25 protein-coding genes are annotated in these 25,755 nt (G+C 62.9%); 3 read left to right on the top strand and 22 right to left on the bottom strand.

Annotated features, from left to right (window positions below):
* Positions 1 to 356: 356 nt before the first annotated feature.
* Genes rpsQ through rpsJ form a run of 11 tightly spaced genes read right to left on the bottom strand, consistent with a single transcriptional unit; the run spans position 357 to position 5,709 of the window.
* Positions 357 to 662: a 30S ribosomal protein S17 gene (gene rpsQ, locus QFZ60_RS05200; protein ID WP_018769137.1), complete on the bottom strand. Its 306-nt coding sequence runs from the start codon at positions 660 to 662 to the stop codon at positions 357 to 359.
* Complete coding sequence (gene rpmC / locus QFZ60_RS05195; protein ID WP_018769136.1) at positions 659 to 988, bottom strand: 50S ribosomal protein L29; 330 nt, start codon at positions 986 to 988, stop codon at positions 659 to 661. The genes rpsQ and rpmC overlap by 4 nt, the downstream gene beginning before the upstream one ends.
* Positions 989 to 990: 2 nt before the next feature.
* A complete protein-coding gene (gene rplP, locus QFZ60_RS05190) occupies positions 991 to 1,407 on the bottom strand; it encodes a 50S ribosomal protein L16 (RefSeq protein WP_043454603.1) in 417 nt (138 codons plus the stop codon).
* A complete protein-coding gene (rpsC, locus tag QFZ60_RS05185; protein WP_043454600.1) occupies positions 1,408 to 2,238 on the bottom strand; it encodes a 30S ribosomal protein S3 in 831 nt (276 codons plus the stop codon). It abuts the gene before it with no gap.
* Entirely contained in the window at positions 2,239 to 2,604 is a 366-nt protein-coding gene (rplV, locus tag QFZ60_RS05180) for a 50S ribosomal protein L22 (RefSeq protein ID WP_009358304.1), read from the bottom strand.
* A gap of 38 nt (positions 2,605 to 2,642) precedes the next feature.
* Complete coding sequence (gene rpsS, locus QFZ60_RS05175) at positions 2,643 to 2,924, bottom strand: 30S ribosomal protein S19 (RefSeq protein ID WP_003803803.1); 282 nt, start codon at positions 2,922 to 2,924, stop codon at positions 2,643 to 2,645.
* 12 nt (positions 2,925 to 2,936) lie between these two features.
* Complete coding sequence (gene rplB / locus QFZ60_RS05170) at positions 2,937 to 3,776, bottom strand: 50S ribosomal protein L2 (RefSeq protein ID WP_026264302.1); 840 nt, start codon at positions 3,774 to 3,776, stop codon at positions 2,937 to 2,939.
* Positions 3,777 to 3,805: 29 nt separating this feature from the next.
* Positions 3,806 to 4,111, bottom strand: coding sequence for a 50S ribosomal protein L23 (rplW, locus tag QFZ60_RS05165; protein ID WP_011692807.1), 306 nt, complete (start codon positions 4,109 to 4,111; stop codon positions 3,806 to 3,808).
* Positions 4,108 to 4,728, bottom strand: a complete 621-nt coding sequence (gene rplD, locus QFZ60_RS05160) for a 50S ribosomal protein L4 (protein ID WP_018769134.1) — start codon at positions 4,726 to 4,728, stop codon at positions 4,108 to 4,110. The genes rplW and rplD overlap by 4 nt, the downstream gene beginning before the upstream one ends.
* Positions 4,729 to 4,732: 4 nt before the next feature.
* A complete protein-coding gene (rplC, locus tag QFZ60_RS05155; RefSeq protein WP_013601833.1) occupies positions 4,733 to 5,383 on the bottom strand; it encodes a 50S ribosomal protein L3 in 651 nt (216 codons plus the stop codon).
* A gap of 17 nt (positions 5,384 to 5,400) precedes the next feature.
* Entirely contained in the window at positions 5,401 to 5,709 is a 309-nt protein-coding gene (gene rpsJ, locus QFZ60_RS05150; protein ID WP_003803825.1) for a 30S ribosomal protein S10, read from the bottom strand.
* Between the two features lie 407 nt (positions 5,710 to 6,116).
* Here rpsJ and QFZ60_RS05145 point away from each other — a divergent pair, with 407 nt between their 5' ends.
* Positions 6,117 to 7,553, top strand: a complete 1,437-nt coding sequence (locus QFZ60_RS05145) for a GH1 family beta-glucosidase (protein WP_307088774.1) — start codon at positions 6,117 to 6,119, stop codon at positions 7,551 to 7,553.
* 15 nt (positions 7,554 to 7,568) lie between these two features.
* Here QFZ60_RS05145 and QFZ60_RS05140 read toward each other — a convergent pair whose 3' ends face one another.
* The 9 genes from QFZ60_RS05140 to QFZ60_RS05100 form a co-directional block, all read right to left on the bottom strand.
* The gene (locus tag QFZ60_RS05140; protein ID WP_307088772.1) at positions 7,569 to 8,819 is read right to left on the bottom strand and encodes an Nramp family divalent metal transporter; all 1,251 of its coding nucleotides are present in this window, start codon (positions 8,817 to 8,819) and stop codon (positions 7,569 to 7,571) included.
* A gap of 109 nt (positions 8,820 to 8,928) precedes the next feature.
* Positions 8,929 to 9,054, bottom strand: a complete 126-nt coding sequence (locus tag QFZ60_RS05135) for a hypothetical protein (RefSeq protein WP_307088770.1) — start codon at positions 9,052 to 9,054, stop codon at positions 8,929 to 8,931.
* 102 nt (positions 9,055 to 9,156) lie between these two features.
* Positions 9,157 to 10,347, bottom strand: a complete 1,191-nt coding sequence (tuf, locus tag QFZ60_RS05130) for an elongation factor Tu (RefSeq protein WP_056334246.1) — start codon at positions 10,345 to 10,347, stop codon at positions 9,157 to 9,159.
* 258 nt (positions 10,348 to 10,605) lie between these two features.
* Positions 10,606 to 12,720, bottom strand: coding sequence for an elongation factor G (fusA, locus tag QFZ60_RS05125; protein ID WP_142117238.1), 2,115 nt, complete (start codon positions 12,718 to 12,720; stop codon positions 10,606 to 10,608).
* Between the two features lie 69 nt (positions 12,721 to 12,789).
* Entirely contained in the window at positions 12,790 to 13,260 is a 471-nt protein-coding gene (gene rpsG, locus QFZ60_RS05120; RefSeq protein ID WP_003803829.1) for a 30S ribosomal protein S7, read from the bottom strand.
* Position 13,261: 1 nt separating this feature from the next.
* A complete protein-coding gene (rpsL, locus tag QFZ60_RS05115; RefSeq protein WP_009358312.1) occupies positions 13,262 to 13,636 on the bottom strand; it encodes a 30S ribosomal protein S12 in 375 nt (124 codons plus the stop codon).
* A gap of 455 nt (positions 13,637 to 14,091) precedes the next feature.
* Entirely contained in the window at positions 14,092 to 17,991 is a 3,900-nt protein-coding gene (locus tag QFZ60_RS05110) for a DNA-directed RNA polymerase subunit beta' (protein ID WP_307088766.1), read from the bottom strand.
* Between the two features lie 104 nt (positions 17,992 to 18,095).
* The gene (rpoB, locus tag QFZ60_RS05105; protein ID WP_141942688.1) at positions 18,096 to 21,605 is read right to left on the bottom strand and encodes a DNA-directed RNA polymerase subunit beta; all 3,510 of its coding nucleotides are present in this window, start codon (positions 21,603 to 21,605) and stop codon (positions 18,096 to 18,098) included.
* A 323-nt stretch (positions 21,606 to 21,928) separates the two neighbouring features.
* Positions 21,929 to 22,417, bottom strand: coding sequence for a hypothetical protein (locus QFZ60_RS05100; protein WP_307088764.1), 489 nt, complete (start codon positions 22,415 to 22,417; stop codon positions 21,929 to 21,931).
* A 235-nt stretch (positions 22,418 to 22,652) separates the two neighbouring features.
* Here QFZ60_RS05100 and QFZ60_RS05095 point away from each other — a divergent pair, with 235 nt between their 5' ends.
* Together QFZ60_RS05095 and QFZ60_RS05090 are read left to right on the top strand one after the other, a co-directional pair.
* Positions 22,653 to 23,852, top strand: coding sequence for an acetyl-CoA C-acetyltransferase (locus QFZ60_RS05095; RefSeq protein ID WP_307088762.1), 1,200 nt, complete (start codon positions 22,653 to 22,655; stop codon positions 23,850 to 23,852).
* The gene (locus tag QFZ60_RS05090; RefSeq protein ID WP_307088760.1) at positions 23,852 to 24,349 is read left to right on the top strand and encodes an aminoacyl-tRNA deacylase; all 498 of its coding nucleotides are present in this window, start codon (positions 23,852 to 23,854) and stop codon (positions 24,347 to 24,349) included. Before QFZ60_RS05095 ends, QFZ60_RS05090 begins: the two co-directional genes overlap by 1 nt.
* A gap of 89 nt (positions 24,350 to 24,438) precedes the next feature.
* Here QFZ60_RS05090 and rplL read toward each other — a convergent pair whose 3' ends face one another.
* Together rplL and rplJ are read right to left on the bottom strand one after the other, a co-directional pair.
* Complete coding sequence (gene rplL, locus QFZ60_RS05085; RefSeq protein WP_018769123.1) at positions 24,439 to 24,816, bottom strand: 50S ribosomal protein L7/L12; 378 nt, start codon at positions 24,814 to 24,816, stop codon at positions 24,439 to 24,441.
* Between the two features lie 77 nt (positions 24,817 to 24,893).
* Positions 24,894 to 25,475 carry a 50S ribosomal protein L10 gene (gene rplJ / locus QFZ60_RS05080; RefSeq protein ID WP_307088757.1) on the bottom strand — a complete coding sequence of 194 codons (582 nt, stop codon included), beginning with the start codon at positions 25,473 to 25,475 and terminating at the stop codon, positions 24,894 to 24,896.
* Positions 25,476 to 25,755: the final 280 nt, after the last annotated feature.

Below are 25,755 nucleotides of genomic sequence, written 5' to 3'. Positions count from 1 at the left end.
GGATCCCGGGCGCACAGGGGCACTATGCTGTGGCACGCTTGTTTACGAGGTTGATGATGGCGCGCGAAAGGCGCCATACAAACTCAATATCCTAGCACGTTTTCCGCCGGTCCCCATATCACCACCGTCCCCTGCCCTGCAAGACGGTAGGACGTCCCTGCAAGACGGACGACGGCGTCACGCACGGCAGTCTTTCGGCGCACCCAGGGTGCCGCTCCCCCGCCAGCCCGGGCCCCGCCGTCGTCCGCTGCCTCCAAAGCCGGCCTGGCGTGACGCGGGCGGCAACCACGCTGCCGGTTAAACGAGGAAGCCCCCGCTCCCGGAAGGGAGCAGGGGCAACAGCTAAGCAGCAGGTGCTACTTGGCCTTCTCGAGGATTTCCACGAGCCGCCAGTTCTTGGTGGCGGACAGCGGACGGGTCTCGGCGATGACTACGAGGTCGCCGATGCCGGCGGTGTTCTCTTCGTCGTGCGCCTTGACCTTGGAGGTGCGGCGGATGACCTTGCCGTACAGTGCGTGCTTCACGCGGTCTTCAACCTCGACAACGATGGTCTTTTCCATCTTGTCGGAGACCACGTAGCCGCGACGGGTCTTGCGGTAACCGCGCTGCCCAGCCTTGGCTGCGGTAGCAGTTTCGGTCACGTTCTGGTCCTTTTCACTCACTTGGCGTCCTCCTCGGTCTCAGCCTTTTCAGCCTTGTCGGCCTTCTTGGTTGAAGCCTTCTTGGACTTCTTCTCTTCCTTGGCTTCCACAACCGGTGCGGCAACCTCGGCACGAATGCCCAGCTCGCGTTCGCGGAGAACGGTGTAGATGCGGGCGATGTCCTTCTTTACCGCGCGCAGGCGACCGTGGTTCTCCAGCTGTCCGGTGGCGGACTGGAAACGCAGGTTGAACAGCTCTTCCTTGGCCTTGCGGAGTTCTTCAACGAGACGCTCGTTGTCGAAACCGTCCAGCTGTGCGGGAGCCAGATCCTTGGATCCTACTGCCATTTCTATTCACCACCCTCGCGACGCACAATGCGTGCCTTCAACGGCAGCTTGTGGATTGCAAGGCGCAGGGCCTCGCGAGCTACCTCTTCATTGACACCGGAGAGTTCGAAGAGAACCCGGCCCGGCTTGACGTTGGCGACCCACCATTCCGGTGAACCCTTACCGGAACCCATGCGGGTTTCGGCCGGCTTCTTGGTCAGGGGACGGTCCGGGTAGATGTTGATCCAGACCTTACCGCCACGCTTGATGTGGCGGGTCATCGCGATACGAGCGGACTCGATCTGACGGTTGGTGACGTATGCCGGGCTCAGGGCCTGGATGCCGTACTCACCGAAGGAGACCTGGGTACCGCCCGTAGCAGCGCCGGAACGACCCGGGTGGTGCTGCTTACGGTGCTTTACTCGACGTGGGATAAGCATTTAAGCCTGTCCTCCTTCTGCAGCAGCAGGTGCTGCTTCAACTGCCGGTGCTTCAGCAGCAGGAGCTGCGTCAGCGGCCGGGCGGTCGTTGCGACGGCGGCGGTCACCACGGTCAGCGCCCCCCGGACGGCCGGGACGTTCGCCACGGCCACCGCGGGACGGTGCGGCAGCAGCCTGTGCAGCCAGTTCCTTGGCGGTGACGTCACCCTTGTAGATCCAGACCTTCACACCGATGCGGCCGAAGGTGGTCTTGGCTTCGTAGAAGCCGTAGTCGATGTTCGCGCGGAGGGTGTGCAGGGGCACACGGCCTTCGCGGTAGAACTCCGAGCGGGACATTTCAGCGCCACCCAAGCGGCCCGAGCAGGCGATACGGATGCCCTTGGCACCTGCACGCTGTGCGGACTGCATGGCCTTCTTCATCGCACGGCGGAACGCCACGCGGGAAGTCAGCTGCTCTGCAACGCCCTGGGCCACAAGCTGGGCTTCCATCTCGGGGTTCTTGACCTCGAGGATGTTCAGCTGGACCTGCTTGCCGGTGAGCTTTTCGAGCTCGCCGCGGATGCGGTCTGCTTCTGCTCCACGGCGGCCGATGACGATGCCGGGACGGGCCGTGTGGATGTCCACGCGGACACGGTCACGGGTGCGCTCGATTTCGACCTTGGCGATACCGGCGCGCTCCATGCCCGTGGACATGAGCTGGCGGATGCGGATGTCTTCGCGAACGAAGTCCTTGTACCGCTGGCCGGCCTTGGTGCTGTCAGCGAACCAGTGCGATACGTGATCGGTGGTGATGCCGAGTCGGAACCCGTGCGGGTTTACTTTCTGTCCCACTTAGCGAGCCTCCTCTTTCTCCGGGGTAGCGACTACCACGGTGATGTGGCTGGTGCGCTTCTTGATCTGAAATGCACGACCCTGGGCACGCGGCTGGAACCGCTTCATGGTCGGGCCTTCATCAACAAACGCTTCGCTGATGATGAGGTCGCCTTCGTCAAACGCCACGCCGTCGCGGTCCGCGAGGACCCGGGCGTTGGAGATTGCCGACTGAACTACCTTGAATACCGGCTCCGAAGCTGCCTGCGGGGCAAACTTCAGAATTGCCAGAGCCTCATTCGCTTGCAATCCACGAACAAGGTTGACGACGCGCCGGGCCTTCATAGGCGTTACGCGGATGTGGCGCGCAATTGCCTTGGCTTCCATTGCTTTCCTTCTCTCGTCTTTGACGTAAACGCAGGCGCCTAGCGGCGCTTGCCCTTACGGTCGTCCTTGACATGGCCGCGGAAAGTCCGCGTGGGAGCGAATTCGCCGAGCTTGTGCCCGACCATCGACTCAGTGACAAACACCGGGATGTGCTTGCGTCCGTCGTGTACGGCGATCGTGTGCCCGAGCATGTCGGGGATGATCATCGAACGGCGGGACCAGGTCTTGATGACGTTCTTGGTGCCCTTTTCGTTTTCCCTGGCTACCTTCACAAAGAGGTGCTGGTCAACGAAAGGACCTTTTTTCAGGCTGCGTGGCATGTGTCCAGGCTCCTATCGCTTGTTCTTGCCAGTACGACGGCGACGCACAATAAGCTTGTCGCTCTCTTTGTTGGGGCGGCGGGTGCGGCCTTCCCGCTTACCGTTCGGGTTGACGGGGTTACGTCCACCGGACGTCTTACCCTCGCCACCACCGTGCGGGTGGTCAACCGGGTTCATGGCAACACCACGGACGGTCGGGCGGACGCCCTTCCACCGCATACGGCCGGCCTTGCCCCAGTTGATGTTCGACTGCTCGGCGTTGCCCACCTCGCCGACGGTTGCGCGGCAGCGCACGTCAACGTTGCGGATTTCACCGGAAGGCAGGCGCAGCTGGGCGAAACGGCCTTCCTTGGCAACAAGCTGGATGGATGCGCCGGCAGAGCGGCCCATCTTGGCGCCGCCACCCGGACGCAGCTCCACTGCGTGGATGACGGTACCCACCGGGATGTTGAGCAGCGGCAGGTTGTTACCGGGCTTGATGTCAGCACCGGCACCTGCCTCAACAACGTCACCCTGGGAGAGCTTGTTGGGAGCGATGATGTAACGCTTGGTGCCATCAACGTAGTGCAGGAGGGCGATGCGAGCCGTGCGGTTCGGATCGTACTCGATTTCGGCAACGCGGGCGTTGACGCCGTCCTTGTCGTGGCGACGGAAGTCGATCAGACGGTACTGGCGCTTGTGTCCGCCACCCTTGTGACGGGTGGTGATCTTACCGGTGTTGTTACGGCCGCCCTTTTTGGGCAGCGGACGTACCAACGACTTTTCCGGCGTCGACCGCGTAATTTCGATGAAGTCCGCTACGCTCGAGCCACGACGGCCCGGGGTAGTCGGCTTGTACTTACGGATTCCCATAATTTATTTCCTCGTTAAAGTGGTCTCCGCTACGCGAGCGGACCGCCGAAGATGTCGATGGTGCCTTCTTTGAGGGTGACAATCGCACGCTTGGTGTTCTTGCGGGTACCCCATCCGAATTTGGTGCGCTTGCGCTTACCGGCACGGTTGATGGTGTTGATCGATTCGACCTTGACGGAGAAGATTTTCTCCACGGCCAGCTTGATCTCGGTCTTGTTCGAACGGGGGTCCACCAGGAAGGTGTACTTGCCCTCGTCGATCAGGCCGTAGCTCTTTTCCGACACGACGGGTGCAAGCACGACGTCGCGGGGATCCTTGATGGTGGCTGCACTCACTTGGCATCCTCCTCGTTCTTAGCTGCCTTAGCGGCAACGAATGCGTCGTAGGCAGCCTTGGTGAAGACAACGTCATCAGAGACGAGAACGTCGTAGGTGTTCAGCTGGTCTACGTACAGAACGTGAACTCCGGCGAGGTTGCGCACGGACAGTGCGGCAACGTCGTTATCGCGCTCGATGACGACCAGCAGGTTCTTGCGGTCGGAAACACCGCGGAGCGTTGCCAGTGCGGTCTTGGCGGAGGGCTTGGTACCTTCAACCAGTTCTGCGACAACGTGGATGCGACCGTTGCGTGCCCGGTCAGACAGTGCGCCGCGCAGTGCAGCAGCAATCATCTTCTTGGGGGTGCGCTGGCTGTAGTCACGCGGGGTGGGACCGTGGACAATGCCACCGCCGGTCATGTGCGGAGCACGGATTGAACCCTGGCGGGCGCGGCCCGTGCCCTTCTGCTTGAACGGCTTGCGTCCTGCACCGGAAACTTCAGCGCGGGTCTTGGTCTTGTGGGTTCCCTGGCGGGCAGCAGCGAGCTGGGCAACGACAACCTGGTGCAGCAGCGGCACGTTGGTCTGAACGTCGAAGATCTCTGCAGGCAGGTCAACCTGGACAGTGTTAGCCATTGAATTAGGCTCCCTTCACGGCGGTGCGTACGAGGACGACCTGGCCGCGGGCGCCGGGAACGGCACCCTTGATAAGGAGCAGCGACTTCTCGACGTCAACCGCGTGGACCGTGAGGTTCAGCGTGGTGTGACGAACGGCGCCCATGCGGCCGGCCATTTTCATGCCCTTGAAGACGCGGCTCGGGGTGGATGCGCCACCGATTGAACCGGGCTTACGGTGGTTCTTGTGGGCACCGTGGGAAGCTCCAACGCCGTGGAAGCCGTGACGCTTCATAACACCGGCGAAGCCCTTACCCTTGGTGGTGCCGATGACGTCGATCTTCTGGCCGGCTTCGAAGACCTCTACGGAGAGCTCCTGGCCCAGCTCGTACTCGGCAGCATCTGCGGTACGGAGTTCGACGACGTGGCGGCGAGGCGTGACGCCTGCCTTTTCAAAGTGACCAGCCAGCGGCTTGGTGACCTTGCGGGGATCGATCTGGCCGTAGCCGATCTGAACGGCGACGTAGCCATCAGCTTCTGCGTTGCGCAGCTGGGTGATGACGTTCGAGTCTGCCTGGACCACAGTGACGGGGATGAGCTTGTTGTTCTCGTCCCAGACCTGGGTCATGCCGAGCTTCGTGCCCAGCAGGCCCTTTACGTTACGGGTTGCGGTCATAGTTTCTCAGCACCTCCCTACAGCTTGATTTCGATGTTCACGTCAGCCGGCAGGTCAAGACGCATGAGCGAGTCAACAGCCTTCGGCGTGGGATCGATGATGTCGATAAGACGCTTGTGCGTGCGCATTTCAAAGTGCTCGCGGCTGTCCTTGTACTTGTGCGGAGAGCGGATTACGCAGTACACGTTCTTCTCCGTCGGCAGCGGCACGGGGCCGACTACCGTTGCGCCTGCGCGCGTGACCGTCTCAACGATCTTCCGTGCTGAAACGTCAATGACCTCGTGGTCGTATGACTTCAGCCGGATGCGGATTTTTTGTCCCGCCATGTCGCCTGACTCTCTTTCAGTCTGTGCTTCCCCGGTTTAGGGCTGCCCTGTTCACTTACTCGTTGTATGGCTGCCGAAGCATTTGAGGTCGTAACCACCATCCGCCGCACAAGCTGAATCCGAATGACTCCGGGTTCCTCAACCTGCCGGCGTAACCGACCCCCGCGGTCGGGCGTGTCGCGCTGAACACGCATACAAATCCGCAATTCCATTGGGGTGGGTTATGTTTGGTCTTCAGCTTGGACCCTGCACCCGGCATTATCCGGATCGGGACGCGAAGAAGCGCTTGAACAACTCATCTAGTATGCCGGAAATCCGCTGCAGATGCGAATCGGCTGACGATTGGGCCTGTTCAAGAGCCATTGCCGGGCATTGCCGGGGACCGGTACGCGCTGGATGATAGGGGAATGACTCTGGAAGGCACTGAATCGGTGACCGAACTGGCCGGACGCGTGCCGCCGTCGTTCACTCTTGGCGTCGCAGCGGCGGCGTTCCAGATCGAAGGCGCACTCAAGGCCGGCGGCCGTGGACCATCGGGCTGGGACGCCTTTGCGGAAAAGCCTGGCGCCATCCAGGACGGCCACTCCCCCGCCGTGGCCTGCGATCACTACAACAGGTTCCCCGAGGATGTGGCACTGCTCAAGGAGCTGGGCGTTGACTCCTACCGGTTTTCGCTCTCCTGGCCGCGCATCCAGCCGGACGGCCAGAGCGGTTTCAATGCGGAGGGCCTGGACTTCTATGACCGGTTGATTGACCAGCTCCTCGAGGCCGGCATCTCCCCCATGGCCACGCTCTACCACTGGGACACCCCGTTGCCCCTGGAACACCGTGGCGGCTGGCTGAACCGGGACACGGCAGAGCGGTTTGGCGAGTATGCCAGGGTTGCCGGTGAACGATTCGGTGACCGGGTTGCGGAATGGGTCACCCTGAACGAACCCGTTTCGGTCACCTTGAACGGATATGCCCTGGGCGTGCATGCACCCGGGCGCCGGTTGATGTTCAACGCGCTTCCCTCCATCCACCACCAACTCCTGGCGCACGGGCTGGGCGTGCAGGCGCTGCGGGCGGCCGGAGGTACTGGGGGCATCGGCCTGACCAACCTGCACTCGCCCGTGAGGCCCGCCAGCCGGAAGATCGGTGACCGGCTGGTGGCGCATCTGTACGACCTGCTGGCCAACAGAATCTACGCGGACCCCGTCCTGCTGGGCCGGTATCCCACCCTGCCGTTGTACGCCAAGCCCTGGCTCCGCTCCCTCGGAAAAATCTCCGATGCCGACCTCCGCACCATCCACCAGCCGCTGGACTTCTACGGGCTCAACTATTACTTCCCGGTCAAGGTGGCCCTGGGGCCCGGCATCACACCAATGCCTGCCGACATGCACAAGGAAGTGGCCAAGCTGCCCTTCCATGAGGTTGGCTACGCGGAGTTCGGCAGCACCGGATTCGGCTGGCCGGTAGCCCCGGACCATCTGGGAATCCTGCTGCAGGAAATGCGGGACCGGTACGGGGAGGCCCTCCCGCCGGTGTACATCACTGAGGGCGGTGCCAGCTTCCCTGAACCTGACAGTGTTTCGGAGACGCTGGAGGATACGGACAGGGTGGAGTACCTGGCGACGCATCTCGGCGCGGCACTCGAGGCTACTGCCCCTGGCGGCATTGCGGAGGGCGTTGACCTGCGCGGCTACTACGTGTGGACGCTGATGGACAACTTTGAGTGGGCCGCAGGTTACTCTCAGCGGTTTGGCCTGGTGCACGTGGACTTCGAGACTCTTGAGCGGAAGCCAAAACGGTCCTTCTACTGGTACCAGGCGCTGTCCAGGGCGCGGAGCCACCGGCAGGTGTAGTGCATAGCGGGACCGTTAACCCTGCCCCAGCACCGTAAGGAAGATCAGGACGCAGTTCAGGCCGACGATCAGGGTGGCGCTGGTCCATCCGGCGATCCGCAGCGGCTTCGAGTCGGCGTGGATGCCCATCACCTTGCGGCTGCCGGTGAGCCGGATCAATGGAATCAGGGCGAACGGAATGCCGAAACTCAGGAGGACCTGGCTGAGGACCAATGCCAGCGTGGGTTCGATGCCGGCGCCCAGGACCGCAAGCGCAGGAATCAGCGTGACTGTGCGGCGCGCCAGCAGCGGAATCCGCACCTTCAGCAGGCCGCCCATGATGGTGGCGCCCGCATAGCATCCCACCGAGGTGGATGCCAGGCCGGACGCCAGGAGGCCCACGGCGAAGACGACGCCGATCACCGGCCCGAGTGCGGACGTCACCGCAGCATGGGCACCGGCAATCGTGTCGGTGCCCTCCACGCCGCGAAGGCTGGAGGCGGCCAGCAACAGCATGGCGATATTGACGACGCCGGCAAGCAACAAAGCGCCGGCGACATCCACCCGGGTGGTCCGGATCAGGCGGGTCCTGACGGCTGGATCTTCGGAGAAGCCGTGCCGGTCGCGGGCAAGGGCTGAGTGCAGGTAAATGGCGTGCGGCATGACGGTGGCGCCGAGCATACTCGCCGCGAGCAGAACCGTATCGGTTCCCTCGAACCGGGGCACCAGCCCGGCCAGGGCTCCCCCGGCATCCGGCGGTGCGACGAACAGTCCCGAAACGAACCCGACCGCAATCACGCCCAGCAGGGTGAGGATGGCGAATTCGAAGGATTTTTGGCTGCGGTGCGATTGCAGTGTCAGCAGCAGCATGGACGCGAGGCCGATAATGACTCCGCCCGTCAGCAGGGGCAGTCCGAACAGCAGGTTGAGGGCCACGGCCCCACCGATGACTTCAGCCATGTCGGTGGCCCCGGCAACCACCTCAGCCTGAACCCAGTACGCGCGACGGCGGCGCGTACCCAGGCGCTGGCCGAGAATTTCCGGCAGGCTCATGCCGGTGGCAAGCCCCAGCTTGGCTGACTGGTACTGGATCAGCACGGCCATCCCGTTGGCCGCCACAAGAACCCAAACCAGGAGGTATCCGAAGCTGGCACCGGCGGTCAGGTTCGCCGCGACATTACCGGGGTCCACATAGGCAATGGCTGCGACGAACGCAGGCCCGAGCAGCAGCAGGCGGGACCAGAACCCGGTGGTGGCGGATTCCGCCGTCAATGTTGAAACAGCCATCACGTGTCCTCGTCGTTGCGGGCGTCAATACAACGAGGATAGCGCGAATTTAGGCATACCGAAAAGTAGGAATAAGGGCTACCGGCAGATGGCTGCTTTGCTGCTCTGCTTACAGGTTCTTGTTTGCCCTGTTGATCCGCTTGGCCCGGTCAATCTCGCGCCGGAAATGCTTCCGGGTCCAGATCACTCCGGCTACAACGGCAACCGCGATGATCAGGAAAATAAGCCATCCCATGATGATCTCCTTTCAGTGCTGCAACAGTATCAGTGGCCTGTTAACGAAAAAGGACAGCCCCGCTGCTAGTGCAGCGGGGCTGTCCCTTCAGTTCAGCAAGTATTACTTGATGATCTTGGTAACACGTCCCGAACCAACGGTGCGGCCGCCTTCGCGGATAGCGAAGCCGAGGCCCTCTTCCATAGCGATCGGCTGGATGAGCGCAACGGTCATCTCAGTGTTGTCGCCAGGCATAACCATTTCCGTGCCCTCGGGCAGGGTGATAACGCCGGTTACGTCCGTGGTACGGAAGTAGAACTGCGGGCGGTAGTTGGAGTAGAACGGGTTGTGACGTCCGCCTTCGTCCTTGGAGAGGATGTAGACGTTGGCCTCGAAGTCGGTGTGCGGGGTGATGGAACCCGGCTTGACGACAACTTGGCCACGCTCGACATCGTCGCGCTTCAGACCGCGGAGCAGGAGGCCACAGTTCTCGCCGGCCCATGCTTCGTCGAGCTGCTTGTGGAACATCTCGATACCGGTAACCGTGGTCTTCTGGACCGGGCGGATGCCGACGATCTCGACCTCGGAGTTGATGGCGAGGGTTCCACGCTCGGCGCGGCCCGTAACAACGGTGCCACGGCCGGTGATCGTGAAGACGTCTTCGATCGGCATCAGGAACGGCTTGTCGCGGTCACGTACGGGGTCCGGAACGGACTCGTCGACAGCAGCCATCAGGTCCTCAACGGACTTGACCCACTCGGGATCGCCTTCCAGAGCCTTCAGGCCGGAAACGCGGACCACGGGAGCTTCGTCACCATCGAAGCCCTGCGAGCTCAGGAGCTCACGAACTTCCATTTCAACGAGGTCCAGCAGTTCCTCATCGTCAACCATGTCAGCCTTGTTCAGGGCCACCAGCAGGTAGGGAACACCAACCTGGCGGGCCAGCAGAACGTGCTCGCGGGTCTGAGCCATCGGGCCGTCGGTAGCGGCAACCACGAGGATTGCGCCGTCCATCTGGGCAGCACCGGTGATCATGTTCTTGATGTAGTCAGCGTGACCCGGGGCGTCTACGTGTGCGTAGTGGCGCTTTTCGGTCTGGTACTCCACGTGGGAGATGTTGATGGTAATGCCACGCTGACGCTCTTCGGGAGCAGAGTCGATCGACGCGAAGTCGCGCTTCTCGTTGAGATCCGGGTACTTGTCGTACAGCACCTTGGAAATGGCGGCCGTCAGCGTCGTCTTACCGTGGTCAACGTGACCAATGGTGCCGATGTTGACGTGCGGCTTAGTCCGCTCGAACTTTGCCTTTGCCACAGGTTCCTCCTAGAACGTTTTCAAATGACATACCCTTCTGCCGCTCTTGCCGCGGCAGAAACTCAGGTAAGTCTACTTGGGGGGCTTTGGATTGGTGAAATTGCAGATTCAGGAACTAATACTAATCCCCTGAGCCTGTTCGCGCAGGGGCCGGACCGGCTTGCCGGATAAATCCGGCCGGCCCGGCCACCTGCACCGGCTGAACTGTCCGCTGGCGGACGGCCCAACCGAGGTGTTCGCTTTGAAAGTCCGGAAGGACTACTCGCCGCGGGACTTCTGGATGATCTCGTCGGCGACAGCCTTCGGGACCTCGGCGTAGCTGTTGAACGTCATGGAGTACACAGCGCGGCCCTGGGTCTTGGAGCGCAGGTCACCGATGTAGCCGAACATGCCGGACAGCGGAACGTGCGCACGGATGACCTTGACGCCCTGTGCATCTTCCATGGACTGCATCTGGCCACGGCGGGAGTTGAGGTCACCGATAACTTCACCCATGTATTCCTCAGGGGTGCGGACCTCGACATCCATCAGCGGTTCGAGCAGGACCGGGTTCGCCTTGCGTGCAGCTTCCTTGAAAGCCATACGGCCGGCGATCTTGAAGGCCATTTCGGAGGAGTCAACATCGTGGTACGCGCCGTCAATCAGCGTGGCCTTGATGCCGACAACCGGGTAGCCCGCCAGGACGCCGTCGTTCAGCGCGTCCTGGATGCCCGCGTCAACAGACGGGATGTACTCGCGGGGAACGCGGCCACCGGTGACCTTGTTCTCGAACTCGTACAGCTCGCCCTCGGCGGTGTCCAGCGGCTCGATGGCAATCTGGATCTTTGCGAACTGACCCGAACCACCGGTCTGCTTCTTGTGCGTGTAGTCGTGGCGTTCGACGGCGCGCTTGATGGTTTCGCGGTAGGCGACCTGGGGCTTGCCCACGTTGGCCTCGACCTTGAATTCGCGTCGCATGCGGTCCACCAGGATGTCCAGGTGGAGCTCGCCCATGCCGGCGATGATGGTCTGGCCGGTGTCTTCGTTGAGGGACACCTGGAAGGTGGGGTCCTCAGCGGAGAGCTTCTGGATGGCCGTGGAGAGCTTCTCCTGGTCACCCTTGGTGTTCGGCTCGATGGCAACCGAGATCACGGGCTCCGGGAAGCTCATGGACTCGAGCACGATCTGGTTGGCGGAGTCGCACAGGGTATCGCCTGTGGTGGTGTCCTTCAGACCGATCGCTGCATAGATGTGGCCGGCGGTAGCGCCCTCAACGGGCATTTCCTTGTTGGCGTGCATCTGGAACAGCTTGCCGATGCGCTCTTTCTTGCCCTTGGTGGAGTTGACCACCTGGGCGCCTGCTTCCACGTGACCGGAGTACACGCGGATGAAGGTGAGCTGGCCGAAGAACGGGTGCGCAGCAATCTTGAAGGCCAGTGCGGAGAACGGCTCTTCGGAAGAAGGCTTGCGGGTCAGTTCCTTCTCTTCGTCGCGGGGGTCGTGGCCGACCATCGGCGGGACGTCGAGCGGGTTCGGCAGGTAGTCCACAACTGCATCGAGCATGGGCTGAACGCCGCGGTTCTTGAAGGCGGAACCGCAGAAGATCGGGTACAGCTCAGAGTTGATGGTCATCTTGCGGATGCCGGCCTTGAGCTCGTCGATCGAGATCTCTTCACCCTCGAGGTACTTCTCCATGAGTTCCTCGGAGGACTCTGCGACCGTCTCAACGAGGTTCGCGCGGTACTCCTCGGCCTTTTCCTGGAGGTCAGCCGGGATCTCACGGATCTCGTACTTGGCACCCATGGTCACGTCACCCTTGGCATCGCCGGGCCACACCAGAGCGCGCATGTAGAGCAGGTCCACGACGCCGATGAAGTCGTTCTCGGCACCGATGGGCAGCTGCATGACCAGCGGCTTGGCACCGAGGCGGCTGATGATGGTGTCTACGGTGAAGTAGAAGTCAGCGCCCAGCTTGTCCATCTTGTTGACGAAGCAGATACGCGGGACGTTGTACTTGTCAGCCTGGCGCCAAACGGTCTCAGACTGCGGCTCAACACCTTCCTTGCCGTCGAACACGGCAACTGCACCGTCGAGGACGCGCAGGGAGCGCTCAACCTCAACCGTGAAGTCCACGTGGCCCGGGGTGTCGATGATGTTGATCTGGTTGTTTTCCCAGAAGCAGGTCACGGCGGCAGACGTGATGGTGATGCCGCGTTCCTTTTCCTGTTCCATCCAGTCGGTGGTCGAAGCGCCGTCGTGCGTTTCGCCGATCTTGTGGTTCACACCCGTGTAGAACAGGATGCGCTCGGTTGTGGTGGTCTTGCCGGCATCAATGTGGGCCATGATGCCGATATTGCGGACCTTACTAAGGTCGGTAAGCACGTCCTGTGCCACGGGGTCTCCTTTTGGGATGGACTACGCGTTCGCCGCCGGCTCGATCGAGCCGGCGGCGTCCGGGGAGTATTACCAGCGGTAGTGTGCGAAGGCCTTGTTGGACTCGGCCATCTTGTGGGTGTCTTCGCGACGCTTCACAGCGGCACCGAGACCGTTGGAGGCATCCAGGATTTCGTTCTGGAGGCGCTCGGTCATCGTCTTTTCACGGCGGGCCTTGGAGTAGCCAACCAGCCAGCGCAGGGCGAGTGCGGTGGAGCGGCCCGGCTTGACCTCAACCGGAACCTGGTAGGTGGCGCCACCGACGCGGCGGGAGCGGACCTCGAGCGAAGGCTTGACGTTGTCCATGGCCTTCTTCAGGGCTGCAACGGGGTCGCCGCCGGACTTGGCGCGTGCGCCTTCGAGTGCACCGTAGACGATGCGCTCTGCCGTGGACTTCTTGCCGTCAACGAGCACCTTGTTGATGAGCTGGGTTACCAGCGGGGAACCGTATACCGGATCCGAAACGAGCGGCCGCTTGGGGGCCGGACCCTTGCGAGGCATATTACTTCTTCTCCATCTTTGCGCCGTAGCGGCTGCGGGCCTGCTTACGGTTCTTCACACCCTGGGTATCGAGGGCGCCACGGACGATCTTGTAGCGGACACCCGGGAGGTCCTTAACACGACCACCGCGAACGAGCACAATGGAGTGCTCCTGCAGGTTGTGGCCAACACCGGGGATGTAGGCGGTAACTTCCACGCCGCCGTTGAGGCGCACACGGGCCACCTTACGCAGAGCCGAGTTCGGCTTCTTCGGGGTGGTGGTGTAGACGCGGGTGCAGACACCGCGGCGCATGGGGCTGCCCTTAAGCGCGGGAGCCTTGGTCTTTGAGACCTTAGGCGTGCGGCCCTTGCGGACCAGCTGGTTAATCGTAGGCACTCTCGTGTTCTCCGTTTTTCCGGAGTGGCTGTTTCCGGCCACTCTCCTGTTGCGTTGCCCCGCCGCCCGGGCCTTGAAGAAGATCTCCAGGGCGGCGAAGGCGAAGCCTTAATAGTCGGATCGCATTCCCGGGGGCGACTGGTGTCGGACAAGTCCCTAGGCATGCAAAAATGTGGCATACGTTGCACAAGAACCCTGCAAACCGGAAACGTCGCTCTGGCCCAGCCTTTCAGCTGAAACCGGCGCTCTCATCCACTGCCACAATAACAATTGGTAACAAGTCTAGCATGGACGGGCTCCATGCCTTAATCGGGGTCCCTCCCCCATCGATTGCTCCGTAGTTGTCGTTTGGAGCGATGAAAACGACAGGTACGGAGCAATCGATGGGTTAAAGCGGGATGGTCCCCCACCTTGCGGTGCGGGACCATCCCTTTGTAAGGCTCTACCGGAGTTGGTTACCGGAAGTCGTTGCCCAGGTCGTAGTCATCCAGCGGGATGGCATGGAACTCGGGAGCCCCGTCACCGCCCAGGGTGTCGTACGAGAAGTCACTGAATGCGCTGGGGCCGGTGAACAGGTTGGCCTTTGCTTCCTCAGTGGGCTCCACGGTGACCTCGGTGTAGCGCGGGAGGCCCGTGCCGGCCGGGATCAGCTTACCGATGATGACGTTTTCCTTCAGGCCGAGCAGCGGATCGCTCTTGCCTTCCATGGCCGCCTGCGTCAGGACGCGGGTGGTCTCCTGGAAGGAAGCTGCGGACAGCCAGGACTCGGTGGCCAGCGACGCCTTGGTGATGCCCATGAGCTCAGGACGTCCGGAAGCCGGAGTCTTGCCCTCGGACACAACGCGGCGGTTCGCTTCCTCGAACCGGCTGCGCTCGGCGAGCTCGCCGGGCAGCAGGTCCGATTCGCCGGACTCGATGACCGTGACGCGGCGCAGCATCTGGCGGACGATAACCTCGACGTGCTTGTCGTGGATACCGATGCCCTGGCTGCGGTACACGCCCTGGACTTCGTCCACCAGGAACTTCTGTGCCGCACGCGGACCCATGATGCGCAGGACCTGCTTGGGGTCCACCGGGCCGTTGATCAGCTTCTGTCCAACGGAGACGTGGTCGCCGTCTTCGATCAGCAGGCGTGAACGGCGCAGGACCGGGTAAGCGATCTCTTCCGTTCCGTCATCCGGGGTGATGACCAGGCGCATCTGGCGCTCGGACTCTTCGATGGTGATGCGGCCGGCTGCTTCAGCAATCGGGGCAACACCCTTGGGAGTACGGGCTTCGAAGAGCTCCTGGATACGGGGCAGACCCTGGGTGATGTCGTCGCCACCGCCGGCGGAGACAGCACCACCGGTGTGGAACGTACGCATGGTCAGCTGGGTACCGGGCTCACCGATGGACTGTGCGGCGATGATGCCCACGGCCTCTCCGATGTCCACGGTCTTGCCGGTGGCCAGCGAACGGCCGTAGCACAGGGCGCAGGTGCCGACGCTGGACTCACAGGTGAGTACGGAGCGGACCTTGACCTCGGTGATGCCTGCCTTGAAGAGCTCGTCGATAACGACGTCGCCGCAGTCGGTGCCGGCGGCTGCGAGGACATTGCCCTCGGAGTCCACGACGTCGACGGCCAGCGTACGTGCGTAGGCGCTGTTCTCGACGTTCTCGTCCAGGACGAGCTCACCGTTGGAGTCGGCGACGGCGATCGGCGTGACCAGGCCACGTTCGGTGCCGCAGTCCTCTTCACGGACGATGACGTCCTGCGAGACGTCCACCAGACGACGGGTCAGGTAACCCGAGTTGGCGGTACGCAGGGCGGTATCGGCCAGACCCTTACGGGCACCGTGCGTGGCGATGAAGTATTCCAGCACCGACAGGCCCTCACGGTAGGAGGACTTGATGGGGCGCGGGATGATCTCACCCTTCGGGTTGGCCACCAGGCCACGGATACCCGCGATCTGGCGGACCTGCATCCAGTTACCACGTGCACCAGAGGACACCATGCGGTTGATGGTGTTCATCGGGGACAGGCTTTCACGCATCACTGAGGCGATGTCGTTGGTGGCCTTGTTCCAGATCTCGATCAGTTCCTGGCGGCGCTCGTCGTCGTCGATCAGGCCCTTGTCGTACTGGCCCTGGATCTTGGCGGCCCGCTCCTCGTACCCGGCAAGGATTTCCGGCTTGGCGGCCGGGACCTCGATGTCGGAGATGGCGACGGTGACGCCTGAACGGGTGGCCCAGTAGAAACCGGCATCCTTCAGGTTGTCCAGCGTTGCCGCGGTGACAACCTTCGGGTAGCGCTCGGCGAGGTCGTTGACGATGCGGGAAAGTTCGCCCTTGTCGGCAACAGCCTCAACCCAGGGGTAGTCCTCGGGCAGGGTCTCGTTGAAGAGAACCTGGCCCAGGGAGGTCTGGACGAGTGCGGGCTGACCCGGCTCCCAGCCTTCCGGAGCTTCCCAGCCGGCGTAAGGCACGAAGCCTTCGAGGCGGATCTTGACCTGCGAGTTCAGGTGCAGCTCGCGGGCGTCGAACGCCATGATGGCTTCGGAAACCGAACCGAAGATGCGGCCTTCGCCGGCTGACCCCTTGCGCTTGGTGGTCAGGTGGTACAGGCCGATGATCATGTCCTGCGAGGGCAGGGTGACCGGGCGTCCGTCAGAGGGCTTCAGGATGTTGTTCGAGGACAGCATCAGGATGCGGGCCTCAGCCTGGGCCTCGGGGCTGAGCGGCAGGTGGACTGCCATCTGGTCGCCGTCGAAGTCGGCGTTGAAGGCGCCACAAACCAGCGGGTGAAGCTGGATTGCCTTGCCTTCAACAAGCTGCGGCTCGAACGCCTGGATACCCAGGCGGTGCAGGGTAGGTGCACGGTTGAGCAGCACCGGGTGTTCGGTGATGATCTCTTCCAGCACGTCCCAGACCTGCGGGCGGTAGCGCTCCACCATCCGCTTGGCCGACTTGATGTTCTGGGCGTGGTTGAGGTCAACCAGGCGCTTCATCACGAACGGCTTGAAGAGCTCCAGTGCCATCTGCTTGGGCAGGCCGCACTGGTGCAGCTTCAGCTGCGGGCCGACCACAATGACCGAACGGCCGGAGTAGTCGACGCGCTTGCCGAGGAGGTTCTGGCGGAAACGGCCCTGCTTGCCCTTGAGCATGTCGCTCAGGGACTTCAGCGGACGGTTGCCCGGTCCGGTGACCGGACGGCCGCGGCGGCCGTTGTCGAAGAGGCTGTCAACAGCTTCCTGAAGCATGCGCTTCTCGTTGTTGACGATGATCTCCGGAGCACCGAGGTCAAGCAGGCGCTTGAGGCGGTTGTTGCGGTTGATCACGCGGCGGTACAGGTCGTTGAGGTCGGAGGTCGCGAAGCGGCCACCGTCCAGCTGGACCATGGGGCGCAGTTCCGGCGGGATCACCGGGACGGCGTCCAGGACCATGCCAAGCGGGCTGTTGTTGGTGGTCAGGAACGCGTTGACCACCTTCAGGCGCTTGAGGGCGCGGGTCTTGCGCTGGCCCTTGCCGTTGGCGATGACGTCGCGCAGCAGGTCGGACTCGGCCTGCATGTCGAAGTTCTCAAGGCGCTTCTTGATGGCTTCGGCACCCATGGAGCCTTCGAAGTACATGCCGTAGCGGTCGCGCAGTTCGCGGTACAGGCCTTCGTCACCTTCGAGGTCGGCGACCTTGAGGTTCTTGAAGCGGTCCCAGACCTGCTCGAGGCGCTCGATGTCGGCGTCGGCACGCTTGCGCACGTTGGCCATCTGGCGGTCGGCGGAGTCGCGGGCCTTCTTCTTGTCGGCAGCCTTGGCGCCTTCGCCCTCGAGGCGTGCGATTTCGCCTTCGAGGTCGCGGGCGATCGCAGCGATGTCAGCGTCGCGGTTGTCGATCAGCTGCTTCTTCTCGATGTCGTGCTCAACCTGCAGGTTGGGCAGTTCCTCGTGACGGGCAGCTTCATCGACGCTGGTGATCATGTAGGCAGCGAAGTAGATGACCTTTTCAAGGTCCTTCGGAGCCAGGTCAAGGAGATAGCCCAGGCGGGAGGGAACACCCTTGAAGTACCAGATGTGGGTTACAGGTGCGGCCAGTTCGATGTGGCCCATGCGCTCACGGCGGACCTTGGCGCGGGTGACTTCAACGCCACAGCGCTCACAAATGATGCCCTTGAAGCGCACGCGCTTGTACTTGCCGCAGTAGCATTCCCAGTCCCGGGACGGGCCGAAGATCTTCTCGCAGAAGAGGCCGTCCTTCTCGGGCTTGAGCGTGCGATAGTTGATGGTTTCCGGCTTCTTAACCTCGCCGTACGACCAGCCGCGGATGTCTTCCGCGGTGGCGAGGCCGATCTGCATGAGGCCGAAGGAGGATTCGCTGGACATATGGTCCCTGTTCTCTCTTGTTCTCTAAATTCTGAAGTCTTAGGTGCGGGATGAGGGAGGGGGCGTACGACGGCGGGTGGTCACCCGCCGTCGTCAACCGCCTGCTAGACCTCTTCTACGGAGCTGGGCTCTGCGCGAGACAGATCGATGCCCAGTTCCTCCGCAGCCGTGAAGACTGCGTCATCAGAGTCACGCATTTCAATTGTGGTTCCGTCCGTGGAAAGAACTTCCACGTTCAGGCACAGCGACTGCATTTCCTTGATCAAGACCTTGAAGGATTCGGGAACGCCCGGTTCGGGGATGTTCTCGCCCTTGACGATCGCTTCGTAGACCTTCACGCGGCCGTGGATGTCATCCGACTTGATCGTGAGGAGTTCCTGGAGCGTGTAGGCGGCGCCGTAAGCTTCGAGCGCCCACACTTCCATTTCTCCGAAGCGCTGGCCACCGAACTGTGCCTTACCACCCAGCGGCTGCTGCGTGATCATGGAGTACGGGCCGGTGGAGCGTGCGTGGATCTTGTCGTCCACCAGGTGGTGGAGCTTCAGGATGTACATGTAGCCGACCGAGATCGGATCCGGGAACGGCTCGCCGGAGCGGCCGTCAAACAGGCGGGTCTTGCCGGAGGAGTTGATCAGGCGGTCACCATCGCGGGTCACGTTGGTGGAGTCCAGCAGGCCCGTGATTTCCTCTTCGCGGGCACCGTCGAACACCGGCGTTGCAACAGTGGTGGGACCACTCTCGCGCGGCAGGTTCGGCAGCTGCTTGACCCACTCGGGCTCGCCTTCGATCTTCCAACCGGTCTTGGCAACCCAGCCAAGGTGGGTTTCGAGCACCTGGCCCACGTTCATACGGCCCGGAACACCCAGCGGGTTCAGGACGATGTCAACGGGGGTACCGTCGGCAAGGAAGGGCATGTCCTCAACGGGAAGGATCTTGGAGATAACACCCTTGTTGCCGTGGCGGCCGGCGAGCTTGTCGCCGTCGGTGATCTTGCGCTTGGCGGCCACGTAGACGCGGACCAGCTGGTTCACGCCCGGGGGCAGCTCGTCGTCGTTGTCGCGGTCGAAGACGCGTACGCCGATGACGGTGCCGGACTCGCCGTGGGGCACCTTCAGGGAGGTGTCGCGGACTTCGCGGGACTTCTCGCCGAAGATGGCGCGCAGGAGGCGCTCTTCCGGGGTCAGTTCGGTTTCACCCTTCGGGGTGACCTTTCCAACCAGGATGTCTCCTGCTTCAACCTCGGCACCGATGTGGATGATGCCGCGCTCGTCCAGGCCGGCCAGGACTTCCTCGGACACGTTGGGGATGTCACGGGTGATTTCCTCGGCACCAAGCTTGGTGTCGCGGGCATCGATCTCGTGCTCCTCGATGTGGATGGAGGAAAGGACGTCCTCGGCAACGATGCGCTGCGAGAGGATGATGGCGTCCTCGAAGTTGTGGCCTTCCCATGACATGAATGCCACGAGCAGGTTCTTGCCCAGTGCGAGTTCACCCTGGTCAGTTGCCGGGCCGTCGGCGATGATGCCGCCAACTTCCAGGCGCTGGCCTTCGTTCACCAGGACGCGGTGGTTGTAGCAGTTGCCCTGGTTGGAGCGGGCGAACTTGTTGATGCGGTAGTTGGTCTCGGTGCCGTCGTCGTTGAGCATGATGACGAGCTCGGCGGAAACCTCGGTGACCACACCGGCCTTCTTGGCGATGACAACGTCACCGGCGTCGACGGCGGCGGCGCGCTCCATGCCGGTGCCCACGAACGGAGCCTCGGAACGGACCAGCGGCACAGCCTGGCGCTGCATGTTGGCACCCATGAGTGCGCGGTTGGCGTCGTCGTGCTCCAGGAACGGGATCAGGGCGGTAGCCACGGACACCATCTGGCGCGGGGAGACGTCCATGAACTCAACGTCCTCGGCGGGAACCAGGACGGGCTCGCCTCCACCACCACGTGCACGCACCAGGACGGTGTCTTCAGCAAACTTGTTGTTCTCGTCCAGCGGCGCGTTGGCCTGGGCGATCAGGACCTCAGCCTCGTCGTCGGCCGTCAGGTACTGGACGTCGTCGGACACAACGCCGTCCTTGACCAGGCGGTACGGGGTCTCGATGAAGCCGAACGGGTTGATGCGTCCGTAGGATGCCAGCGAACCGATCAGACCAATGTTCGGGCCTTCAGGGGTTTCGATGGGGCACATACGTCCGTAGTGGGACGGGTGCACGTCACGGACTTCCATGCCGGCGCGGTCACGGGACAGACCACCGGGGCCAAGGGCCGACAGGCGGCGCTTGTGGGTCAGGCCCGAGAGCGGGTTGTTCTGGTCCATGAACTGCGACAGCTGGGAGGTTCCGAAGAACTCCTTGATGGCAGCAACCACGGGGCGGATGTTGATCAGGGTCTGCGGCGTGATGGCCTCGACGTCCTGGGTGGTCATACGCTCGCGGACAACGCGCTCCATGCGGGACAGGCCGGTGCGGACCTGGTTCTCGATGAGCTCGCCGACGGCGCGGATGCGGCGGTTGCCGAAGTGGTCGATGTCGTCGATCTCGACGCGCAGGTCCACTTCCTGGCCATCGCGGGTGCCCTTGATGGTCTTCTCGCCGGCGTGCAGCGCGACGAGGAACTTGATCATGGCCACGATGTCTTCAACGTGCAGGACAGAGGCTTCCTTGTCGCCAAGGGAGCGGTCGATGCCCAGCTTGCGGTTGATCTTGTAACGGCCAACCTTGGCCAGATCGTAGCGCTTGGAGTTGAAGTACAGGTTGTCCAGCAGGGACTGGGCAGCCTCGACGGTGGGCGGCTCGCCCGGACGCAGCTTGCGGTAGATGTCCAGCAGGGCGTCTTCGCGGGTCTCGGTGGCGTCCTTCTCCAGGGTTGCCCGCATGGAGTCGTACTGACCGAACTCTTCGAGGATCTGGCCTTCGGTCCAGCCGAGGGCCTTCAGCAGCACGGTGACGGACTGCTTGCGCTTGCGGTCGAGGCGGACACCGACCTGGTCACGCTTGTCGATCTCGAGCTCGAACCACGCACCGCGGGACGGGATGATCTTCGCGGTGAAGATGTCCTTGTCGCTGGTCTTGTCCGCGGCGCGCTCGAAGTAGGCGCCCGGGGAACGGACCAGCTGGGAGACGACGACACGCTCGGTGCCGTTGACGACGAAGGTGCCTTTCTCGGTCATCAGCGGGAAGTCACCCATGAACACGGTCTGCTGCTTGATTTCGCCCGTGTTGTTGTTCATGAACTCGGCCTTGACGTACAGCGGAGCCGAGTACGTTGCGTCCCGGTCCTTGCACTCGGCCATGGTGTACTTGGGGTCAGCGAACTCCGGATCGGAGAAGCTCAGGGACATGGTGCCCTGGAAATCCTCGATCGGGGAGATCTCTTCGAAGATGTCCGACAGGCCGGACGTGGTGGCGACGCTGAGATCGTTTTCTTCGACAGCCTTTGCCACGCGTGCCTGCCAGCGCTCGTTGCCGACCAGCCAGTCAAAGCTGTCCGTCTGCAGGGCAAGCAGATTCGGAACGTCAAGAGGTTCGTGAATCTTTGCGAATGAGAGCCGGCGAGTGGCACCATCAGTGCTGTCGGCAGTGTTAGCGGTTTCGTTATTAGAGGTGCTCGAGGCGACCAAGAGGGATCCTTCCACAGACCTTCAGGCGTTTTCAGATCTCCCCCGCTGTGCACCCTGCGGAGTGACTCCGCAGCGCTACCATCCGGTTCCGCTATATGACCCGGGGCCTGGACTGACTATGCTGTGACCGTTGTTACGGCACGTTGATTGCCAGCTGCCAGGCAAAGCCCACCGCTATATGAAGGCTGAAGGTAAACAGGGAAGACGCAAATATCTACGATACGGCAAAACAACCTACGTGTCTACCCCACTTCCGGCCGGATTGCAAGCACTTGATTTCGCGGACTCCCGCAGCAACCTCCCCGCGCCTGCGCTGGCGCCTGCTAGAGCCGCAGCGTGACACCTTCCGCCGTGCAGGCCGCGGAGTTTGCGAAGACTGCATCCCGCACGGCGTCCTGGGACTCCTGGGCCGGCTTGCCGCCGGACTCCGCTGCGGATGAGTGGTCGATGGCCAGCAGGCTAAGTGAAGCGAACAGGCCCTGCAGGTCCCCGGTGACGCTGTCCTTGGCGTCCTGGGCCTTCAGGTAGACGTCCTCGTAGCCCTTGGAGTCGGTGGGTGAAACTGCGGCGTAGTCCACCACCAGTTTGTTGAAGAGTTCGCAGGCTTCCCGGGTTCCGGTTGCCTTGGCGCCCTGGCTTGCGGTGCCAGCACCGGCTGCAGGGCTGCTGGCGGCGACGTCCCGCGTTGACGCAGGGGACGCCGTCGGCTTGACCGGTTCCGCCGGGGCCGGCGTGGACACCGAACAGCCGGCCAGCACCCCGCCCGTCAGTGCAGCCGTGGCGGCGATGACCCCTGCGGTAGCCTTCTTCACGTTCTCGCTCCGTCCGTCCCGGCCGCGGACCTTATGTCCCCCTGCAAAGCACTCCCCCTGCAAAGCCTCGCCGTCTACCCTACGCAAGCGGCCGGCGTCGTGCATAACGCCGGCAATGGGGACTTCTCCCCTGCCCCAGGAATGCACATAGCGGTTCCAGCGTTTGAATAGATGGGTGACCAGGCTCACGATAGCCTTGGTGGCTTACACCGGAACCGGATTGAAAGTGGTAACCATGGCCAACTCTCCTGACAGCAATGACGTTGTCATCCTTGGGGCAGCGCGGACTCCGCAGGGCCGGATCAACGGCCAACTCTCCAGCCTTACAGCGGTGGACCTCGGCGCCCACGCCATCAGGGCCGCCCTGGAATCAAGCGGCGTGGACGCAGGTGATGTGGAGGCCGTGATCATGGGCCAGGTGCTGCAGGCAGGAGCGGGGCAGAATCCCGCGCGCCAGAGCGCCGTCGGCGCCGGCGTCGGGTGGAATGTCCCCTCGGTGACAGTTAATAAGGTGTGCCTGTCCGGCCTGACTGCGGTGATCGACGCGGCGAGGATGATCCGCGCCGGCGAGGCCGCCGTGGTGGTGGCAGGCGGCCAGGAATCGATGAGCCGGGCGCCGCACCTGCTCCCGGGTTCCCGCCAGGGGTGGACGTACGGCTCGATCCAGGCCCTGGATGCTGCCGCGCATGACGGGCTGACCGACGCCTTTGACGGGCAGTCGATGGGCCTGTCCACCGAGACCCGCAACCTCACCCTGGGCATTGACCGCACCTCGCAGGACAACGTGGCCGCGCAGTCCCACCAGCGGGCGGCGCTGGCGGCAAAGAACGGAACGTTCGACGGCGAGATCGCACCAATCAGCGTCAAGCAGCGTAAGGGTGAGCCCTTGGTGGTGGACACCGATGAAGGCGTGCGCCCCAACACCTCGGTTGAGTCGCTGGCCGGCCTGCGGGCAGCCTTCGTGACCGATGGGACCATCACCGCCGGCAACTCATCTCCCCTGTCCGACGGCGCAGCCGCCCTGGTGCTCGCCTCCCGCGGCTATGCGGAGGAGCACGGACTGGAGTACCTGGTCGTGGTGGGAAAGCCGGGGCAGGTGGCCGGCCCCGACAACTCACTGCATTCCCAGCCGTCAAACGCCATCATGAACGCCCTGGGCAAGGCCGGGTGGAGCACTGCAGACCTCGACTTCATCGAGATCAACGAGGCTTTCGGCTCCGTGGCCGTGCAGTCCCTCAAGGACCTGGACTACCCCCTGGAGAAGTGCAACATCCACGGCGGTGCCATCGCCCTGGGGCACCCTATCGGGGCATCGGGGGCACGGCTTGCGGCCCATGCCGCCCATGAGCTGAAACGGCGCGGAACGGGCAAGGCCGCGGTGTCCCTCTGCGGCGGGGGCGGGCAGGGCGAAGCCCTCCTGCTGTACCGCGACTGATGGCGGGCCCAACTCCAAACGGGACGGACGGCGTCGGACGGGAACGCTTCCTGGCCGACGCCGCCGCCCGGGGCCTGCAGGTTGACGTGGTGGAGCGCCCCGCTGCCAAAAGCCTCGAAGAGGCCGCCGGCATCCTGGGCATCAGCCCGGCGGACATCGTCAAGTCCCTGGTGGTCAAGCACAAGGACGGCACCTTCCTGTTCGCCCTGATCCCGGGCGACCGGCAGATCTCCTGGCCCAAGCTCCGGGCCCTGGTGGGAGTCAACAAGCTGTCCCTCCCGCCCGCCCACACCGCCCTGGAGGCCACCGGTTACGAACGGGGCACCATCACCCCGCTGGGGAGCACCACCCCCTGGCCGGTCTATGCCGACGCCACGATCACCGGACGCCGGATCTCCATGGGAGCCGGCGCCCACGGTTACAGCGCCTTCGTCGACGCCGACGCCCTGACCCAAGCATTGGACGCCGTGGTGGCGGACATCAGCGACCCCGTGTAAGCAGGAGCGCCGCTTAAAGCAGGAGTGCCGCTTAAAGCAGGAAACCCCGCCCACCGGAGTGGACGGGGTTTCCGAAGGAAAAGGCGTTGTTACTTGAGGGTAACGGTAGCGCCTGCAGCCTCGAGCTGCTCCTTGGCCTTCTCGGCAGCTTCCTTGTTGGCGCCTTCGAGGACAGCCTTGGGGGCACCGTCAACCAGGTCCTTGGCTTCCTTGAGGCCGAGGGAGGTGATGGCGCGAACTTCCTTGATGACTGCGATCTTCTTGTCGCCGGCAGCTTCGAGGATGACGTCGAAGTCGGTCTTCTCTTCAACCTCTTCAGCAGCTCCGCCACCGGCGGGGCCGGCAACTGCAACAGCAGCGGCGGTAACTTCAAAGGTCTCTTCGAAGAGCTTGACGAACTCGGAGAGCTCGATGATGGTCAGTTCCTTGAAAGCTTCAATGAGCTCTTCGTTGCTGAGCTTCGCCATGGTAGGCGTCCTTCCTGTTGTGGTGTCCGAACGGCGTGTGGCCGGACGGGCACCGGAGTCTGGTGGGGGTAAGAGAATTAGTTCTCTTCGGCAGCGGGAGCTTCAGCGGCAGCTTCAGCTTCAGCGGCAGGGGCTTCTTCAGCGGCGGGCGCTTCGGCAGCTGCCGGTGCACCGTTCTCTTCTTCAAGCTTGAGGCGCAGTGCGTCGATGATGCGTGCGGCTGCGGCAGCGGGGGCCTTGAGGAGACCTGCAACCTTGGCGAGCTGCAGCTCACGGGACTCGAGGGCAGCAAGTGCGGCAACCTCGGTGGCGTCCAGCGCCTTGCCCTCGAAGTAACCGGTCTTGATGACCAGCTGCTTGTTGGCCTTGGCAAAATCCGTCAGGCTCTTGGCAGCGGCAACTGCGTCACCCTTGATGAACGCGATTGCAGTGGGGCCGGCAAGCTGGCCGTCGAATGCTTCGACGCCGGCTTCCTTGGCTGCAATGGCGGTCAGGGTGTTCTTGACGACCGCGAACTTGGTGTCCTGGCCGAGAGAAACACGCAGCTGCTTGAGCTGTGCAACGGTGAGCCCGCGGTATTCGGTCAGGACAGCGGCGTTCGATTCCTTGAAATCGTTAGTGATCTCAGCTACTGCTGAAACCTTGGTAGGCGTTGCCATAACCCTCCTTCCGGGGATAGTGCCGGTATTCGACGGTCCCCGCTCAAGAGAGCTAAAACTAAAAACGCCCCGCGCAGATGCACGGGGCTTGGCTCAACACGGCTGTACCGTGGAACTTTGCTTCGTTCACCTGCGCCGGCCGCCCTGCGTTGAGGGTCCTTCGTCCGGAAAGCCACTGTGGCCTCCAGCGCACAACTACAGAGTTGAGCCATGTTCAGGAGAGTGGATTTCCAACAACCGACGGTCTTTGGTACTTCCAGCTTACGCGAGGCGTTGCCCC

This window comes from Arthrobacter sp. B2I5, from assembly GCF_030816735.1.
GTDB lineage: Bacteria > Actinomycetota > Actinomycetes > Actinomycetales > Micrococcaceae > Arthrobacter.
This window is presented reverse-complemented; position numbering and strand designations above follow the sequence as displayed.

What these genes read in the sequence shown, in the direction of transcription:
- rpmC (WP_018769136.1), bottom strand. Translation starts at nt 988, where the DNA reads ATGGCAGTAGGATCCAAGGATCTGGCTCCCGCACAGCTGGACGGTTTC.
- rplP (WP_043454603.1), bottom strand. Translation starts at nt 1,407, where the DNA reads ATGCTTATCCCACGTCGAGTAAAGCACCGTAAGCAGCACCACCCGGGT.
- rplV (WP_009358304.1), bottom strand. Translation starts at nt 2,604, where the DNA reads ATGGAAGCCAAGGCAATTGCGCGCCACATCCGCGTAACGCCTATGAAG.
- rpsS (WP_003803803.1), bottom strand. Translation starts at nt 2,924, where the DNA reads ATGCCACGCAGCCTGAAAAAAGGTCCTTTCGTTGACCAGCACCTCTTT.
- rplB (WP_026264302.1), bottom strand. Translation starts at nt 3,776, where the DNA reads ATGGGAATCCGTAAGTACAAGCCGACTACCCCGGGCCGTCGTGGCTCG.
- rplD (WP_018769134.1), bottom strand. Translation starts at nt 4,728, where the DNA reads ATGGCTAACACTGTCCAGGTTGACCTGCCTGCAGAGATCTTCGACGTT.
- rplC (WP_013601833.1), bottom strand. Translation starts at nt 5,383, where the DNA reads ATGACCGCAACCCGTAACGTAAAGGGCCTGCTGGGCACGAAGCTCGGC.
- rpsJ (WP_003803825.1), bottom strand. Translation starts at nt 5,709, where the DNA reads ATGGCGGGACAAAAAATCCGCATCCGGCTGAAGTCATACGACCACGAG.
- QFZ60_RS05145 (WP_307088774.1), top strand. Translation starts at nt 6,117, where the DNA reads ATGACTCTGGAAGGCACTGAATCGGTGACCGAACTGGCCGGACGCGTG.
- QFZ60_RS05140 (WP_307088772.1), bottom strand. Translation starts at nt 8,819, where the DNA reads ATGGCTGTTTCAACATTGACGGCGGAATCCGCCACCACCGGGTTCTGG.
- QFZ60_RS05135 (WP_307088770.1), bottom strand. Translation starts at nt 9,054, where the DNA reads ATGGGATGGCTTATTTTCCTGATCATCGCGGTTGCCGTTGTAGCCGGA.
- rpsG (WP_003803829.1), bottom strand. Translation starts at nt 13,260, where the DNA reads ATGCCTCGCAAGGGTCCGGCCCCCAAGCGGCCGCTCGTTTCGGATCCG.
- QFZ60_RS05110 (WP_307088766.1), bottom strand. Translation starts at nt 17,991, where the DNA reads ATGTCCAGCGAATCCTCCTTCGGCCTCATGCAGATCGGCCTCGCCACC.
- QFZ60_RS05095 (WP_307088762.1), top strand. Translation starts at nt 22,653, where the DNA reads ATGGCCAACTCTCCTGACAGCAATGACGTTGTCATCCTTGGGGCAGCG.
- QFZ60_RS05090 (WP_307088760.1), top strand. Translation starts at nt 23,852, where the DNA reads ATGGCGGGCCCAACTCCAAACGGGACGGACGGCGTCGGACGGGAACGC.
- rplL (WP_018769123.1), bottom strand. Translation starts at nt 24,816, where the DNA reads ATGGCGAAGCTCAGCAACGAAGAGCTCATTGAAGCTTTCAAGGAACTG.
- rplJ (WP_307088757.1), bottom strand. Translation starts at nt 25,475, where the DNA reads ATGGCAACGCCTACCAAGGTTTCAGCAGTAGCTGAGATCACTAACGAT.